At 56.3% G+C, this 16,515-nt stretch carries 14 protein-coding genes; 9 read left to right on the top strand and 5 right to left on the bottom strand.

The features are described 5' to 3' along the window. Window positions 1-12: 12 nt before the first annotated feature. The 5 genes from ACL7TT_RS05575 to map form a co-directional block, all read right to left on the bottom strand. A complete protein-coding gene (locus ACL7TT_RS05575; protein ID WP_413393795.1) occupies window positions 13-366 on the bottom strand; it encodes an ArsC family reductase in 354 nt (117 codons plus the stop codon). Between the two features lie 2 nt (window positions 367-368). Further along, window positions 369-1,037 (bottom strand): endonuclease III, encoded by a 669-nt coding sequence (gene nth, locus ACL7TT_RS05570; RefSeq protein WP_413393793.1) that lies wholly within the window; start codon window positions 1,035-1,037, stop codon window positions 369-371. Window positions 1,038-1,098: 61 nt separating this feature from the next. Next, a complete protein-coding gene (dapC, locus tag ACL7TT_RS05565; protein ID WP_413393791.1) occupies window positions 1,099-2,271 on the bottom strand; it encodes a succinyldiaminopimelate transaminase in 1,173 nt (390 codons plus the stop codon). Between the two features lie 24 nt (window positions 2,272-2,295). Beyond that, entirely contained in the window at window positions 2,296-5,010 is a 2,715-nt protein-coding gene (locus ACL7TT_RS05560) for a [protein-PII] uridylyltransferase (protein ID WP_413393789.1), read from the bottom strand. Window positions 5,011-5,111: 101 nt separating this feature from the next. Continuing rightward, window positions 5,112-5,882, bottom strand: coding sequence for a type I methionyl aminopeptidase (gene map, locus ACL7TT_RS05555; protein ID WP_299946106.1), 771 nt, complete (start codon window positions 5,880-5,882; stop codon window positions 5,112-5,114). A 302-nt stretch (window positions 5,883-6,184) separates the two neighbouring features. Here map and rpsB point away from each other — a divergent pair, with 302 nt between their 5' ends. The 9 genes from rpsB to bamA all read left to right on the top strand — a co-directional run bounded on the left by rpsB (window position 6,185) and on the right by bamA (window position 16,467). Continuing rightward, on the top strand, window positions 6,185-6,934 hold the full coding sequence (rpsB, locus tag ACL7TT_RS05550) for a 30S ribosomal protein S2 (RefSeq protein WP_413393787.1): 750 nt from the start codon (window positions 6,185-6,187) through the stop codon (window positions 6,932-6,934). Between the two features lie 114 nt (window positions 6,935-7,048). Continuing rightward, window positions 7,049-7,912: a translation elongation factor Ts gene (gene tsf, locus ACL7TT_RS05545; protein ID WP_413393786.1), complete on the top strand. Its 864-nt coding sequence runs from the start codon at window positions 7,049-7,051 to the stop codon at window positions 7,910-7,912. Between the two features lie 162 nt (window positions 7,913-8,074). Beyond that, entirely contained in the window at window positions 8,075-8,812 is a 738-nt protein-coding gene (gene pyrH / locus ACL7TT_RS05540; RefSeq protein ID WP_299946113.1) for a UMP kinase, read from the top strand. Beyond that, window positions 8,809-9,366 (top strand): ribosome recycling factor, encoded by a 558-nt coding sequence (gene frr / locus ACL7TT_RS05535; RefSeq protein WP_413393785.1) that lies wholly within the window; start codon window positions 8,809-8,811, stop codon window positions 9,364-9,366. Before pyrH ends, frr begins: the two co-directional genes overlap by 4 nt. Continuing rightward, window positions 9,366-10,121, top strand: a complete 756-nt coding sequence (gene uppS, locus ACL7TT_RS05530) for a polyprenyl diphosphate synthase (protein ID WP_413393784.1) — start codon at window positions 9,366-9,368, stop codon at window positions 10,119-10,121. Before frr ends, uppS begins: the two co-directional genes overlap by 1 nt. Before the next feature lie 125 nt (window positions 10,122-10,246). Then, the gene (locus ACL7TT_RS05525; RefSeq protein WP_299946119.1) at window positions 10,247-11,092 is read left to right on the top strand and encodes a phosphatidate cytidylyltransferase; all 846 of its coding nucleotides are present in this window, start codon (window positions 10,247-10,249) and stop codon (window positions 11,090-11,092) included. 112 nt (window positions 11,093-11,204) lie between these two features. Then, the gene (ispC, locus tag ACL7TT_RS05520; protein ID WP_413393783.1) at window positions 11,205-12,389 is read left to right on the top strand and encodes a 1-deoxy-D-xylulose-5-phosphate reductoisomerase; all 1,185 of its coding nucleotides are present in this window, start codon (window positions 11,205-11,207) and stop codon (window positions 12,387-12,389) included. A gap of 58 nt (window positions 12,390-12,447) precedes the next feature. After that, on the top strand, window positions 12,448-13,803 hold the full coding sequence (rseP, locus tag ACL7TT_RS05515) for an RIP metalloprotease RseP (RefSeq protein ID WP_413393782.1): 1,356 nt from the start codon (window positions 12,448-12,450) through the stop codon (window positions 13,801-13,803). Between the two features lie 111 nt (window positions 13,804-13,914). After that, complete coding sequence (gene bamA / locus ACL7TT_RS05510; protein WP_413393780.1) at window positions 13,915-16,467, top strand: outer membrane protein assembly factor BamA; 2,553 nt, start codon at window positions 13,915-13,917, stop codon at window positions 16,465-16,467. The last annotated feature ends 48 nt before the right edge of the window (window positions 16,468-16,515 follow it).

Genomic DNA, 16,515 nt, shown 5'->3' with positions numbered 1-16,515 from the left:
CAATGTTCTCTCCTAGTTGGGCTGGCCGGTGAGCTGGGCGAATTCCGCTTCTTTAAAACCGAAGCGGGTGTTGTTTGCGGTACTGGTCACTGGGCGTCTGATGAGGGTGGGTGTCTCGCTGGCGAGTACCAGTGCCGTATCGTTGTCCATACAGTGTTTCTGTTCGTCGCTGAGAGCCCGCCAACTGGTGGATCGGCGGTTCAGCACTTCCTGCCAGCCGAACTCCCCCAGCCAGCGCTTGAGGGGCACAGCTTGCATGCCGTCTTCACGGAAATCGTGAAAGTGGTAATCGATCCCATTTTTCTCAAGCCACTTGCGGGCTTTCTTTACGGTGTCGCAGTTTTTAATGCCGTAGAGAGTAATCACAGTCACGCCTTTTTGGTTTTTTTTGGGTTTTTGCGCATGGGGTAACAGGTGGTGCAGATCTCGCACTGGGTACCGTCACAGCCCCGCGCGGAGCAGAATTCCCGGCCGTAGAAAATAATCTGCAAATGCAATTTATTCCACCTTTCTTTGGGGAAAAGCCGTTTCAGATCCTTTTCGGTCTGGATGACATTCCTGCCGCTGGTGAGCCCCCAGCGCTGGGCCAGGCGATGAATATGGGTGTCAACCGGGAAGGCCGGGTGGTGGAATGCCTGCGACATCACGACGCTGGCGGTTTTGTGGCCGACGCCGGGCAGGGTCTCCAGTGCGGCCATATTTTCCGGTACGGCACAGTGGTATTCATTGACCAGAATCTGTGACAGTTTGCTGATCGCCTTGGATTTCTGCGGTGACAGCCCGCAGGGACGGATAACCGTCTGGATTTTTTCCACCGGCACCAGGGCCATGTCTTGGGGGTTATCCGCCAGCTTCCAGAGCGCGGGGGTGACCTGATTGACGCGTTCGTCGGTGCATTGGGCGGACAGCAGCACTGCCACCAGCAGGGTATAGGGGTCTTTATGCTTGAGCGGGACGGGGGTTTCCGGATAGAGTGCCTCCAGTCGCTGCTGGATATAGGTGACCCGCTCTCGCTTCAGTAGATTTTTTACTGCCATGCTTTGATACGCCTGAGGGTGGGCTCCTGTGATGGTATTTATTTGCCGGGGGCTCTGTGCCCTAGCGGCAGAAGGTTCGAATACGCTGTGCGGCTTGCACACATTCCTGCAGTGTCGCCACCAGTGCGATGCGCACATAGTTGCTGCCGGGATTCACGTCTCCGCTGTCGCGGGCCAGATAGGCTCCCGGGAGCACGGTGACGTTCTGTTGCCGAAAAAGCTCTGTGGCAAAATGTTCGCCATCGCCGACTAAGGGCCACAGATAAAAGCTGGCCTGGGGCCGTTGCACATCGAGGCAGCCGTCGAGAATATCCAGCACGGCGGTAAACTTCTCCCGATAGAGCGCGCGATTTTGCCGCACGTGCTGTTCATCCCGCCAGGCTGCGATGGAGGCGTACTGTGTGTGGAGTGGCATGGCGCAGCCGTGATAGGTGCGATAGAGCAAGAATTTTTCCAGCAGTTGTGCATCGCCTGCGACAAACCCAGAGCGCAACCCCGGTAAGTTGGAGCGCTTTGACAGGCTGTGAAAAACCACGCAGCGGCGGAAGTCGTTGCGGCCGATATCCTCGCAAGCCTGTAGGAGTCCGATTGGGGGAGCCCCTTCGTCGAAATAGAGTTCCGAGTAGCACTCGTCTGCGGCAATGGTGAAATCGTAGCGGTCCGCCAACTGGATCAGCTGACGAAAATCTGCAGCGTCCAGCAGGGCGCCGGTGGGGTTACCCGGCGAGCAGAGATACAGAAGATCGCACTGGCGCCACACCGCCGCGGAAACCGCGGCGAAATCCGGCTTGAAACCATGTGCGGCCTGGCAGTTGACAAAATGCGGTTCGGCACCGGCGAGCAGGGCACCCCCTTCATAGATCTGGTAGAAGGGGTTGGGCATCAGTACTTTGCTGCCCGGTGACACCATGGTCTGGGCGAAGGCAAACAGCGCTTCGCGGGTACCGCTGACCGGCAATACCTGGGTTTCGGCACAGACGCTTGCGAGCTGAAAGCGCGCCCGCAGCCAGTTGGCAATGGCCGCCCGCAGAGGCGCTATACCTTTGGTGAGTGGATAGCTCGGAAGCTTGTCCAGATGCTTGATGAGTTCATCGTAGACAAACGCCGGTGGCGCGTGTTTCGGTTCGCCAATAGAGAGGGCAATATGCGCTTTATCCGCCGGTTTTAGGCCCGCTTTCAAAGCCAGGAGTTTGCTGAAGGGATAGGGCTGCAGCCGATCCAGATTGGGGTTCATGGCAGTGTTATCCGCGGTCTCAATTTATGGCTGCTGTGGCGCCCGGTAGTCGTCCAGTTCCCGGCAGATGGCCTCCTCCAGTGCGCGGTTGGCCTCTGTTCCACAGAGAGGCCGGCCCTCGGCATCGGTAATATGGAAGACATCCTCCACGCGCTCCCCCAGGGTGGATATTCTGGCGTTGTGCAGGCGCAGGCCGTGGGCAATAAAAATACGCGCGATACGCGCGAGTAGGCCGGGCCTGTCTGCACTGGTTATCTCCAGGGTGCTGTAGTGGTCACCGGGCTCGCTGGACAGGTGCGCTCGACTCTCCAGTTCAAACATTTTCAGGCGCCGGGATGTGCGCCGCTGGATGACCTTGGAGTAGTCCTCCACCAGGGCCAGTTCCCGCTGCAGCGTATCGCGAATCTGCTGCAGCCGCTGCGGTTCGTCCAGCAGGGGTTGGCCGGATTCATCCAGTACGTAAAAGGTGTCGAGGGTGTAGCCCGAGGCGGAGTTATACAGGCGCGCATCGTGCACGCTCAGATTGAGCAAATCGAGACCGGTTACTACGGCGGCGAACACGTTGGCTTTGTCGGGCGTGTACACAAAGACCTGGGTGGCACCGTCGTGCTCGCCGGGGCCGGAATTGCGGGTTAATACCAGGGTATCGATCCGCTCCAGCGGGGCACTACCGTGCAGCTCGTGGATCGCGGCGGTGTGCCAGCTAATGTTGTCAGCGCTCTCGCGCACGAAGTAGTCCTCGCCCATCTGCGCCCAAATACTCTCCACCGCAGCCTTGGACAGTCCCAGAGCGCTCAGCTTCTCCAGGGCCTGGCTGCGGGTTTCGTCAATAATCTCCTCGCGATCAATGGGGTTCTCTAGCCCCCGGCGCAGGGCGTGCTGAGTGGCCTGATAGAGCTGGCGCAAAAGGCTGGCGCGCCAGCTATTCCAGAGCTCCGGATTGGTGGCATTAATATCTGCCACTGTCAAAGCGTAGAGGTAATCCAGGTGCTCGCGGTCGCCCACTTCGCGGGCGAAGGCGTGCACCACTTCCGGGTCGCTGATGTCCTGCTTTTGGGATACCTGGCTCATCAGCAGGTGCTTTTCCACAAGCCAGCAGACCAGGCGCTGGTCCCGCGCGGGCAGCTGGTGGCGCTGGCAGAAATTACCGGCATCCACCACGCCGAGTTTTGAGTGGTCGCCACCGCGGCCCTTGGCGATATCGTGGTAGAGACCGGCGATATACAGCAGCTCCGGATGGCGCATGCGCCCGAGTATCTCCGCGGCAATGGGAAACCGCTCCTGCGCCTCGGGGCTGCGGAAGCTGCGCATATTGCGCACAACCTGCAGGGTGTGCGCATCCACGGTATAGATGTGGAAGAGGTCGTGCTGCATCTGTCCGGTGACCCGTCCGAACTCCGGCAGGTAGCGCCCCAGAATGCCGTAGCGGGTCATGCGTGTGAGCTGGCTGGAGAGGCCGCGCGGTGCGCGTAGCAACTGCATAAACAACGCGCTATTGGCCGGATTGGCACGAAAGTCTTCGTTGATCAAGAGGCGGTGTGCCCGTATCAGGCGAATGGTGGCGGCGCGTACGCCGGTGATCTTTGGGTTTTGAGCCATCAGCAGGAAGATTTCCAGCAGCGCCGAGGGGTGCTCGCTAAAAACCTGCGGGCGGGTAACCTCAATGGCATCGTCGTACAGTTGGAAGCGCGCATTTATCGGGGTGATAGTGTGCGCCCTGCCGCGCTGCAGGATTACCTCGCTGAGATACTGCAGGAGTACATCGTTGAGTTCACGCAGTGACATGACAATACGGTAGTAATTGTGCATAAACTGCTCTACTGCCAGCTGTGAGTCCGTGTCTAGGTAGCCAAATTGTTTTGCCAGTGCTCTTTGATAATCGAACAGCAGGCGTTCCTCAGCACGCCCGGCAAGCAGATGCAGGCCGTAGCGCAGACGCCACAGGAAGGTTTCGCCGGAGCGGAGAATGACAAATTCCTCCTCGGTTAACAGCCTGCCCTGTAGTTGTTTCAGGGTGCGCACGGGGAAGAAGTACTTGGCAACCCAGGTGATGGTCTGGATATCCCGCAGCCCGCCGGGGGCGTTTTTGATGTTGGGTTCCAGGATATTTTCCGCCGCCTGCTGGCGGTTGTGGCGCGCTTCCTGCTCGGCGAGCTTGGCGAGGAAAAATGCTTCTGCGGGCCAGGGCTTGCTGCGGTCGATGTCCATCGCCAGCCGCTTTCCGGGTTTCTCGTCCCCGACAATGGTGCGGGACTCGGTGAGGTTGGTGGCAACGGTAATATCCTGCGCGGCCAATGCCAGGCACTCCTTCACGCTGCGCACCGAGTGACCGATATCCAGGCCCAGATCCCAGAGAAAAGTCACGAACTGCTCGATATTGTCCACACTATCGGCATCGAGGCTGCCGTCGCTGAGTATCAGCAGGTCGATGTCCGAGTGTGGGTGCAGTTCACCCCGGCCGTAGCCCCCGACGGCGAGCAGTCCGATACCGGGCTTCCAGAGGTGTTGGTGCCAGGCGTAGTGCAGCAGGCAGTCCACAAACAGTGCGCGCTCATGTACCAGGGTACTTACGTCCTCCCCTTCGCGGAATCGTTCCGCCATCTGGCGCTCTGCCGCGCTGACGGCGTCCTTGAAAACCTGTAAGGGCGGCTTGTTGCCAGTGGCGAGATCCTTGCGAAAGCGGGCCTGGTCGAAGAAAAACAGGGGGCGCTCGAAGTAGGGGGGGCTGGCCGGCTGCATGGATAGGTCCGTTTGGCTGTGTTCTGTTACGGGAATGCCGCAGCGGGTCTTTGCATCATGATTAACCGAAGCTGAGTGTTGGGCGATGTACAGTGCTGGGGCTAAAAATGCTCTTCGCTACGTGCAGTCAGTACCTCAACCCCGTTGCTGGTGACTGCCATGGTGTGTTCCCACTGCGCAGACAGGCGACGGTCTTTAGTGATGGCGGTCCAACCGTCACTGAGGACACGGGTAGCGGCTTTGCCGGCGTTGATCATTGGCTCGATCGTAAAGGTCATGCCCTCCCTCAGTGCCTCCCCGGTGCCCGGCTGCCCGTAGTGCAATATTTGAGGTTCTTCGTGGAAGGTGTCGCCGATACCATGGCCACAGAAATCACGCACTACGGAGTAGTAATTTTTTTCTGCGTGTCGTTGTATAACGTGGCCTATGTCGCCGAGGGTCGTGCCTGGGCGCACCATCTCGATGGCCTTGTACAGGCCCTCCTGGGTGATGCGCACCAGGCGCTCGGCATGTGCCGCGGGTTTGCCGGCAAAGAACATTTTGCTGGTGTCGCCGTACCAGCCATCCTTGATGACGGTGACGTCGATATTAATGATGTCGCCCTTTTTCAGGGTCTTGCTGTTGGATGGTATACCGTGGCAGACCACTTCGTTGACCGAAGTGCAGATGGATTTGGGGAAGCCGCGGTAGCCGAGGCAGGCGGGAATCGCTTTTTGTACATTGACTATGTGGTCGTGGCAGCGCTGGTCCAGTTCTTCCGTAGTGACTCCGGGGACGACATACTCGCCAATCATTTCCAGGACCTCTGCAGCGAGGCGACCTGCAGTGCGCATCTTGGCGATCTGTTCCGGGGTCTTGATGGTTGAGGTCATGCGTTTCCTTTGTCTCTGGGTTAGGGGGGGAGCCCACACAAGGCGCCATTGTAGCGGATTGCCGTTGGCGGGGCATCGTTTGCCAGTCCCGATTGCGTCGGGATTGGCTTTTTACATGCGTGAAATTGCCGGCCTAACTTCACTCGGGTTGGGGATTGTGGTATAAAGCGCGCCGCTCCCGATGCTTGGTGCTTTGGGGGCGAAAAATGCCGCACACGCATCGGCACATGTGTCTGGGTGCCTCGAGAGGGGTTGATGCATGGGATGTGTGGAAGTTTAACCCGTACATTAAAAGGTTTATTATGCCGCAAGTAAGCATGCGCGACATGTTGCAGGCTGGTGTCCATTTTGGTCACCAGACCCGCTATTGGAATCCGAAGATGGGCCAATTCATCTTTGGCGCCCGCAACAAAATTCACATCATCAACCTGGAGCACACTGTGCCGGCTTTCAATGAAGCCCTGCAGGTGATCAAGGGGATGGCTGCCCAGAAAAAAAAGATTCTGTTCGTAGGCACCAAGCGCGCCGCGCAGAAATCTGTCAAAGAGCAGGCCGAACGCTGTGGCCAGCCCTACGTCAGCAACCGCTGGCTGGGTGGAATGCTCACCAACTACAAAACGATCCGCGCTTCCATCAAGCGTTTTCGCGATCTGGAAAACCAATCCCGGGACGGCACTTTTGAAAAGCTGACCAAAAAGGAAGCTTTGATGCGCACCCGCACCATGGAGAAGTTGGAGCGCTCGATAGGTGGTATCAAGGATATGGGTGGCCTGCCTGACGTGGTCTTTGTTATCGATGTTGAGCACGAGCGTATCGCTATCCAGGAGGCGAACAAGCTGGGCATTCCGGTCATCGGCGTTGTCGATACCAATAGTGACCCCTCTGGCGTTGACTACGTGATTCCCGGCAACGACGATGCGATCCGCGCTATCAAGCTTTACACCACAGCGGTTGCTGACGCAGTGCTCGCAGGTGCGGCCGAGACTGGCAGTGCGGGGACCAAGAAAGATGAATACGTTGAAGCCAATGATGATGAGGCGGCTGCAGAGTAATTTGCAGGATGCCATGGTGTAGCCCAATAGCGTTACACTGCGAACTTAAAAAAGGGGCCCAGGTTACGGCCCCTTTTTTCTAATTATTAGTTATAGAACTCCGAGGATTTAATCATGGCGATTACCGCGTCTATGGTAAAAGAATTGCGCGAGCGCACCGGTCTCCCGATGATGGAGTGTAAAAAGGCACTCACTGCAGCGGATGGCGATATCGAGAAAGCGATTGAGGATCTGCGCAAAGCCTCCGGTCTGAAGGCGGCGAAGAAGGCAGGTCGCACTGCTGCAGATGGCGTTGTTGCCGGAAAGGTTGCCGAAGACGGCAGCTTCGGCGTGCTGGTTGAGGTGAACTCGGAAACCGACTTCGTTGCCCGTGACAATAATTTTCAGGCGTTTGTTACAAAGGTGGTCGACAAGGCCTTCTCTGAACGCCAACGGGATGTTGCTGCGCTGATGGAAGGCGAGCTGGAGGCTGCTCGCGAAGCCCTGGTACAGAAGATTGGCGAGAATATCGGTGTGCGTCGTATCCAACTGGTGGAAGCCCCGGTAGTCGGCGCTTACGTGCACTCTAACAACCGAATCGCCGCCCTGGTGGCCCTCACTGGCAGCACTGCTGAGTTGGCGAAAGACGTTGCCATGCACGTGACCGCGGTCAATCCGCAGGTGAACAAGCCGGAGGATATGCCAGCGGATGTGCTTGAGAAAGAGAAGGACATCATCAAGGCACAGCCCGACATGGATGGCAAGCCGGCGGAAATCGTTGAGAAGATGATGGGTGGTCGAATCAAGAAGTTCCTGAAAGAGAACAGCCTGGTTGAACAGCCGTTTGTTAAAAACCCGGATGTGAGTATCGGTAAGCTGGTGAAAGAGGCCGGTGCCGATGTGGTTTCCTTTGTACGTTTCGAAGTGGGTGAAGGGATCGAGAAAGAAGAGGTGGACTTCGCAGCGGAAGTTGCCGCGCAGGTTAAGTCCACTTCCTGATCGTGTGATGAGGGCGCCAATGGTGCCTGCGCACAGGTGAGGTGTTTGTGCTCGGCTCTCTGTGGCTGCAGTGGCACATCTCCCTGTGCAAATAACAGCTATAGTGTAATTTTCGACGCCAATGCTTGGCCACTAAACAGGTACCCAGGAGAGGACCGACGCATGCCCGGTATTAAGGATCGCAAATATAAGAGAATTCTCTTAAAACTCAGCGGCGAAGAGCTGATGGGTGATCAGGGCTTTGGCATCAGTCCCAAGGTGCTGGATAAAATGGCCCTGGAGATTGGCCAACTGGTGGGTATTGGCGTGCAGGTTGGCTTGGTTGTCGGGGGTGGCAATCTGTTCCGTGGCGCCGCGCTAAGTGCCGCTGGTCTCGACCGCGTGACGGGCGACCATATGGGAATGTTGGCCACGGTGATGAACGCTCTGGCCCTGCGCGACGCTCTGGAGAGGTCTGATATCACCTCACGAGTCATGTCCTCAATTCAAATGAGCGGTATTGTTGACCATTATGACCGCCGCGCAGCAATTCGTTATCTGGAGCGGGGCGAGGTGCTGATTTTTGCTGCTGGCACCGGTAATCCCTTTTTTACCACAGACTCCGCAGCGTGTTTGCGCGGGATCGAGATTGAGGCGGAGTTGGTGCTTAAGGCGACCAAGGTGGATGGTGTCTACTCGGCCGACCCGGTGCTCGATCCTTCTGCAGCTCGTTACGACCAACTGACCTACGATGAAGTGTTGAATAAAAAGCTGGGTGTGATGGATTTGACCGCAATTTGTCTTTGCCGTGAGCACAACATGCCCGTGCGGGTTTTTCGCATGGATAAAGCCGGTGCGCTGCTCAATATCGTGGTTGGCGGTGAGGAAGGCACGCTAATTGAAGAGGAGCTGAAATCGTGATTGAAGATATCAAGCAGGATGCCAAGGCCCGAATGGGTAAAGCGCTCGACGCACTGGCCGGCAATTTCAATAAAATCCGTACCGGTCGCGCGCACCCAAGTATTCTCGATAGTATCCATGTCTCTTATTACGGCACCGATACGCCGCTGTCCCAGGTGGCCAATATCATCGTTGAAGATGCACGTACTCTGTCGGTAACGCCCTGGGAAAAGAGCCTGGTGCCGGATATTGAAAAGGCGATTATGAAGTCCGATCTGGGATTGAACCCCAGCACTGCAGGTGCGGTTATTCGTATCCCCATGCCTGCGCTGACCGAGGAAACCCGCAAGAATTTTATTCGCCAGGCTAAGGGCGAGGCAGAAACTGCACGTGTTTCCATTCGCAATATCCGCCGCGACGCATTGACTGTGGTGAAGACTTTGGTGAAGGATAAGGAGATTTCAGAGGATGACGAGCGCCGCACTGGCGAAGAGATCCAGAAGATTACCGATCAGTTTGTTGCAGGTGTCGATCAGGCACTTGTGGCCAAAGAAAAAGATCTGATGGAAATTTAATGGCCTTCGGTGGTACCGATGTGACTGGTCCCGGCCCCAGGCATATCGCCATCATTATGGATGGCAACGGGCGCTGGGCCGCACGCCGTGGCCTCTCTCCTTCGGCAGGTCACAAAGCGGGGGTTGAGCGCATCCGTGACCTGTTGTCTGCGTGCAGAAGTCGTGATGTAAAAGCGCTGACGCTGTTCGCTTTTTCCAGTGAGAACTGGCAGCGGCCGCCTAAAGAGGTGGCGCTGTTGATGCGCCTGTTCCACTCCTATTTGCGCAAGGAGGCCCGGCGTATGTGCGACGAAGGTGTGCGCCTGAGGGTGATTGGGCGGCGGGACCGCTTTTCTCTGCGTCTTCAGCGCGCCATTGCCGAGGCGGAGGATATCACCCGCAGGGGGGGGCAGGGAGACCTGGTGATCGCGGCGGATTACGGCGGGCGCTGGGATATTGCCCAGGCTGCGCGCAGGCTTGCAGAAGAGGTCGTGGATGGCAAGCGCACAGTAGAGTCCATTGGTGAGGAGGCAGTGGAAGGCCATATGCAACTCGCCGATTTGCCACCGGTAGACCTGTTAATCAGATCCAGTGGGGAGCAGCGCATCAGCAACTTTATTTTGTGGCAAGCCGCTTACAGTGAATTCTTTTTTACCAATATATTGTGGCCTGATTTTGACGAGGCTGCCCTGGATGAGGCAATCGCAACGTTTAAACAGCGTGACCGACGCTTTGGTGGGCGAGCTGCGGCGGGTGGTAGTGCTGTGCTGGCCTGATTGATACCGGCTGGAAGCGCAATCGTTTTTTGCCGGCACAAAGTTTTCGGGGATACTTTATACGGTGCGCTTGATTGGCGCAGTTTATGCAGGCAGAGTACAGGTGCAGAGATAAGGGGTTTGCGGTGCTAAAACAAAGAATAATTACTGCGTTGGTCTTGCTGGCACTGTTTTCCGGGGTTTTGTTTCTGTTGCCCATGCAGTGGTATTCGCTGGTGTTTGTCGCTGTGATTTTGCTGGGTGGCTGGGAGTGGGCCAACCTTTCCAACCTCAACCGCGCCCTGCGCTTCGTTTTTCTCACCTCTCTGGGCGGCGCCTTAATAGCAACTGCCCAGTATGTATTCTCAATGGATTTCAGCTCTCCGGATATTGACCGCGGACGTCAAATACTGGCGGTTGCCTGTGGCTGGTGGGCGCTGGCTTTTTTATGGGTACAGAGTTATCCGGCCAGTGCCATGCTGTGGGGAAACCGCTGGGTTCGCGGTCTGGTTGGTCTGGTTGTATTGGTGCCCAGTTGGTTGTCCCTGGTGATCCTGCGCGGGCTGGATCATGGAGCTTGGCTGGTGCTTTACGTTGTGGCCATTGTTGTGGCAGCGGATGTGGGGGCCTACTTTGTCGGGCGTAAGTTCGGCAGGCGCAAACTGGCCCGAGAGGTGAGTCCCGGCAAGTCGTGGGAGGGTTTTTTCGGGGGGTTGGGTGCCTGCCTGATCCTTGCGCTTGCAACCTCTTTCCTGTTTCAGCTTCCCCTGAAGAACACCCTTCTCTTTACTTTTGGGGTGTTGGTAACGGCGCTCGCTTCGGTTATCGGCGATTTGCTGGAGAGTATGTTTAAGCGTCACCGGGGCATCAAGGACAGCAGCCGAATATTGCCTGGCCACGGTGGGGTTATGGACAGGATAGACAGCCTTTGTGCGGCTTTGCCGGTGTTTACCATGGCCGCACTGGCCAGTGAGCTGCACAAATATCTTTAGCCGGTGCCTATAAATTTCTAGCAAGTGTCTCTCCGCGCTCCCGCCACTGGGGCTGAGCCGGGAGTGTTGGTGTGGCGGGAGTCCTTTTGGCCCGGAGGTACAGCGAGAACCCATGCAAAATACATCTCCGCAAACCGTGACTGTGCTCGGCTCTACAGGCTCAGTTGGGGTCAGTACGCTCGATGTACTCGCGCGCCACCCGCAACAGTATTCGATTTACGCCTTGACGGCCCACAACCGGGTGGCCGAGCTGGCTCAGCAATGCAGGCGCTTCAGCCCCCGCTTCGCCGTGGTCGCCGGCGAGCGGCGCGCACAGGAATTGCGGGCTCTGCTGACCGGTGAGGTTGCCACCGAAGTTTTATCGGGCGTGGAAGGGCTGTGCAAGGTGGCTGCAGACACCGCGGTGGACACCGTGATGGCGGCGATCATCGGTGCCGCCGGATTGCGCCCAACCCTCGCTGCGGTGGAGTCTGGCAAAAAAGTGCTGCTGGCAAATAAAGAGGCACTGGTGATGGCCGGGCCGGTGTTCCTGCGCGCGCTGCGGGCCAATGGCGCACAATTGCTGCCTATTGATAGTGAGCATAATGCCATCTTTCAGTGTCTGCCGTACCCCTGTGAGAGCCTGGAAAACTCGGGTGTTGAAAAGATACTGCTCACCGGCTCCGGTGGTCCTTTTCGAACCCGTGCCAGAGAGGATCTGCACGGGGTAACACCGGATGAGGCCTGTGCACACCCGAACTGGTCCATGGGGCGGAAGATTTCCGTAGACTCCGCCACCATGATGAATAAGGGGCTGGAATTCATTGAGGCCTGTTTTCTGTTCAGTGCACGCCCCGAACAGATTGAGGTAGTGGTGCATCCGCAGAGTATTGTGCACTCCATGGTGCAGTACCGGGACGGGTCGCTGCTGGCGCAGATGGGGAATCCGGATATGCGTACCCCAATTGCCCATGCGCTGGCTTTTCCGCAGCGCATTGATGCAGGTGTTTCCGCCCTTGATCTGATAGCCTTGGGGCGCCTCGACTTTCAGGCGCCGGACTTTCAACGCTTCCCGTGTCTGCGTTTGGCCAGAGAGGCGATTGATGCAGCGGGCAGTGCGCCCACAGTCCTGAATGCGGCTAACGAAGTGGCGGTTGAGGCCTTTTTACAGGGGCGGTTGGCGTTTACCAGCATTCCAACGGCTATAGAGAAAGTCATGAATCGTGCTCCAGTCGTTGAACTGACCGGGCTGGATACAGTCGAAGCCACTGATCACAATGCGCGAGAACTGGCCCGACAGGTAATAGGGGCTCTCTAGTCATAGGATAGGGCGTATAATGGCGGGGTTTGCGCATGAAAAGAAACTGTAATTGCATATGGACCTGATTCAGACGGTAATCTGGGCCCTGGTGGCTCTCGGTGTACTGGTATCTTTCCACGAGTTTGGGCACTTCCTTGTAGCACGCCTCTTTGGGGTTAAAGTGCTGCGTTTTTCGGTCGGTTTTGGCCGCCGCCTTATCTCACGCTATGATCGTCACGGTACGGAATTTACACTCTCGGCCATCCCCCTTGGCGGCTACGTCAAGATGTTGGATGAGCGGGAGGGGCCTGTTGCCGCCAACCAGGTGGAACAAGCCTTCAACCGCAAGAGCGTTTGGGCGCGCATTGCCATTGCTGCGGCCGGGCCGGTAGCCAACTTCCTCCTGGCGGTTGTTTTATTTTGGGTGGTGTTTATGGGTGGGGTTGCCGGCCCTGTGCCTATAGTCCACGCTGTGAAGCCCGGTAGTATTGCCGAGGCTGCGGGGCTTGAGCCCGGCCAGGAAATCATCGCTGTGGATGGTGAGGCAACCCCAACCCGGCAGGCGCTGAACTGGCGTCTGGCCAATCGCCTCGGGGATAGTGGCGCCATAGAGTTCTCTGTGCGCTACCCAGATTCAAACCTTGAGTACCATGCAGCGGCAGACATTGACCGCTGGCTGTCGGAGCAGGAGGTGCCAGACCCATTGGTCGGGGTAGGGTTGGAACTCTGGACGCCATCGGCCAGTATGACGCTTTATCGCGTTGTCGAGGGCAGCGCTGCCAGTGCCGCTGGTCTTCGCGCCGGTGATCAGGTTGTCGGGACCGATGGCCAGGCATTTTCTGACTGGGATGCCTGGAGTGGGTATGTGCGTGCCCATGCCGGAGTCCCAATCCAGGTTGAAGTGGAGCGACAGGGTGAGCGACTGACCCTGCCGGTGACCCCCACAGAGGTTACCCTTGACAGTGGTGAACTTGGCGGTCAGATAGGTGTGCTGCCATTTTCAAAACCCTGGCCGAAGGACCGAGTACGGGTTTTTCACTACGGCATTGGTGGGGCCTTCCACAAAGGGTTGCAGGAAACCTGGGATAAAACCCTGTTTACCTTGAATAGCCTGAAGAAGTTGATATTTGGTCAAATTTCAACCAAAAACTTGAGTGGTCCTATTACCATTGCTAAAGTGGCGGGTACTTCTGCAGAGGCGGGCTGGCAGTCCTTCCTGTCCCTGCTGGCGCTGCTCAGTATCACGCTCGGTGTACTCAATCTGCTCCCTATACCGGTACTCGATGGCGGCCATCTCCTCTACTATGGTATTGAGGCGATCAAGGGCTCACCTGTGTCAGAGCGGGTTCAGGTGATTGGGATGCAAGTGGGCATGGCACTGGTCCTCTGCATCATGGGATTGGCTTTATACAATGACATTTTGCGCTTGTGATCTGTTGGATTGTTACCGCCCACAGAGTGCAAAAGGAAATGGTCCGGAAAGCGGGTACTCTCAGGGTGCTTTCGCCCCTGGTGTGCGAATAAAAAGACTCGGAATTAGTAGATGAAAGATTTCCTCAAAGCGGCCTCCCTCGGGCTGATATTGCCATTGAGTGCGATAGCGCAGTCGTTCGTGGTCAACGATATCCGCGTGGAAGGCTTGCAGCGCGTTTCGGCCGGTACAGTCTTCTCTGCGCTCCCGGTTCGAGTGGGCGATGAGATTGAGGCTCTGGATATTCAGGGTGCGACCCGAGCACTTTTTCGCACCGGTTACTTTGAAGACATTCAGATCGGCCGTGAAAATGGCGTCCTGGTTGTCACACTGCGGGAGCGCCCGGCAATTTCCAAGATCGAAATTACCGGTAACAAAGCCATCTCAACGGAAGACCTGTTGAAAGGCATGCAGGAAAATGGCCTTGCCGAAGGCCAGATCTTTAAGCGCGCCACCCTGGAAGGGTTGGCCCAGGAGCTGCAGCGGCAATATGTGGCACAGGGGCGTTACGGTGCCAGTGTACAAACCGAAGTGAAGGAGTTGCCGCGAAACCAGGTGGAGCTCAAGATTATTGTGGATGAGGGCTCGGTCGCTGCCATCAAGCATATCAATGTCGTCGGCAATCGCGCCTTCTCCGATGAGGAGCTGGCGGAGTTTTTTGAACTACAAACCACAGGCTGGTTGTCCTGGCTGCGCAGTGACGACAAATATTCCCGCGAGAAACTCACTGGCGACCTGGAGCGTCTGGAGTCTTATTACCTTGATCGCGGCTATCTTGACTTCCAGATCGACTCCACCCAGGTTTCCCTGAGCCCGGACAAGCGCAGTGTATTTATTACCGTGAATGTGATTGAGGGCGATGTTTACACCGTGAGCGAGGTGGATCTGGCCGGTGACCCGATTGTGCCGGAAGAGGAAATCCAGCGCTTACTGCTTGTGCGCGAGGGCCAGACTTTCTCCCAGGTACTGATGACCACCACTTCTGATTATATTACCAAGCGCCTGGGCAATGAAGGGTATACCTTTGCAGAGGTCAACGGTATCCCCGAGCCGAATAGAGAAGAAAAGACAGTCAAGGTGACCTTCTTTATTAACCCGGGCAAGCGCGCCTATGTGCGCCGTATCAATTTTCGCGGCAATACCCGCACCTCGGATGAGGTATTGCGCCGGGAAATGCGCCAGATGGAATCGGCTTCGGCCTCGTCTGCACGTATCGAACAGTCGAAAGTCCGCCTCGAACGGCTCGGCTTCTTTAAGGAAGTTGAGGTTGAAACTACCGAAGTTCCGGGAACCTCGGACCAAATTGATGTGGAGTACACGGTCGAGGAGCAACCCTCAGGCTCTATTGGCGGAACCCTCGGTTATGCCGAGACCAGCGGCCTTGTGCTGGGGGCCAATATCCAGGAAAGCAACTGGATGGGTACGGGCAAGTCGGTTGGCATTGGATTGAATGCTTCAACGTACCAGACCGCGGTTAACTTTTCCTATCTGGACCCGTACTTTACGCCAGATGGTGTCAGCCGTGGCTTCAATATTTATTATCGGGAGAACGACTATTCCGAGGTTGGTCTCTCAGAGTTTAATACTGAAACTTACGGTGGTGGTGTGAGTTTTGGCTATCCGGTCTCGGAAATATCCCGTGTGGGTTTGAATATTGGGCTTAGTCATCTCGAACTTTCTACAAGTTCGAACTCTGTGCAAGAAATTGCTTCAAGTCCTACCCGTTTAATTGGGATAGACGGAGTTATTACCAAGGCAGAGTCTGATCGAGTGGTTTCAGCTTCCGAGGAGGAAGAACCTGTAGACTTGGACTTGGCAATGCCCCTCAGTGATGACTTGTTTCCTTCCGATGGCTTTATTGATCGCAACGGGGATGCCTTTGATAGCTTGAGTTTGACCGCCTCTTATGCGCGCTCTACCTTAAATCGTGGGATTCTGGCCACACGCGGGGCCTCTCAGAATTTTTCCGTGGAGTTTACGGTGCCTGGCAGTGACCTTGAATATTACAAGTTTATTTATACCGGCCAGTATTTCCGCCCACTCACCAGGAGTCTGACTTTGCGTCTGCGCACTCGTTTGGGTTACGGAGATAGTTATGGGGACCTCGATGAATTACCGTTCTTTGAGAATTTTTATGCCGGGGGATTTGGCTCGGTTCGCGGGTTTGAGCGCAATACCCTGGGCCCCAGATCTACACCTGCAGAGGTTCTTGCTGCTCGACTGCCTTGTGCGACCGCGGATGGAGAAATCACCCAAGGTTGTTACGAGGTAGACTCTAATGGCCAGTTAGTAACGTTTCCGATTGATGATGCGGACCCCTTTGGCGGTAATATCTTAATTGAAGGTAGCGCAGAGGTGATTTTCCCATTGCCATTTATCAAGGATCAGCGGTCTCTGCAGTCGGCTTTCTTTATCGACGCGGGCAATGTATTCGACACCAGCTGTGGAGATACCCAGATAAACTGTTACGATGTGGATTTTGGTAAAATGAATGTTTCCGCAGGTTTGGGTCTGACCTGGATTACCGGCTTTGGCCCGCTTACCTTCAGTTTGGCCAAACCACTGAAGAAAAACGAGGATGATGATGAGGAAGTCTTCCAGTTTACCCTGGGCAACAGCTTCTAACCTCACAGACTCACAGGAAAAGGCATCTTTGGTGCAAATCGAGCGCAG

It is taken from the genome of Microbulbifer jejuensis (assembly GCF_047289955.1).
Classification (GTDB): domain Bacteria; phylum Pseudomonadota; class Gammaproteobacteria; order Pseudomonadales; family Cellvibrionaceae; genus Microbulbifer.
Note: the sequence above shows the minus strand (reverse complement) of the source record. Positions and strands in the feature narration are given on the sequence as shown.

Excerpts from the sequence above, each read along its gene's own strand:
- bamA (WP_413393780.1), top strand. The coding sequence starts at position 13,915 with ATGAAAGATTTCCTCAAAGCGGCCTCCCTCGGGCTGATATTGCCATTG.
- tsf (WP_413393786.1), top strand. The coding sequence starts at position 7,049 with ATGGCGATTACCGCGTCTATGGTAAAAGAATTGCGCGAGCGCACCGGT.
- nth (WP_413393793.1), bottom strand. The coding sequence starts at position 1,037 with ATGGCAGTAAAAAATCTACTGAAGCGAGAGCGGGTCACCTATATCCAG.
- ispC (WP_413393783.1), top strand. The coding sequence starts at position 11,205 with ATGCAAAATACATCTCCGCAAACCGTGACTGTGCTCGGCTCTACAGGC.
- uppS (WP_413393784.1), top strand. The coding sequence starts at position 9,366 with ATGGCCTTCGGTGGTACCGATGTGACTGGTCCCGGCCCCAGGCATATC.
- map (WP_299946106.1), bottom strand. The coding sequence starts at position 5,882 with ATGACCTCAACCATCAAGACCCCGGAACAGATCGCCAAGATGCGCACT.
- pyrH (WP_299946113.1), top strand. The coding sequence starts at position 8,075 with ATGCCCGGTATTAAGGATCGCAAATATAAGAGAATTCTCTTAAAACTC.
- ACL7TT_RS05560 (WP_413393789.1), bottom strand. The coding sequence starts at position 5,010 with ATGCAGCCGGCCAGCCCCCCCTACTTCGAGCGCCCCCTGTTTTTCTTC.
- rseP (WP_413393782.1), top strand. The coding sequence starts at position 12,448 with ATGGACCTGATTCAGACGGTAATCTGGGCCCTGGTGGCTCTCGGTGTA.
- rpsB (WP_413393787.1), top strand. The coding sequence starts at position 6,185 with ATGCCGCAAGTAAGCATGCGCGACATGTTGCAGGCTGGTGTCCATTTT.
- dapC (WP_413393791.1), bottom strand. The coding sequence starts at position 2,271 with ATGAACCCCAATCTGGATCGGCTGCAGCCCTATCCCTTCAGCAAACTC.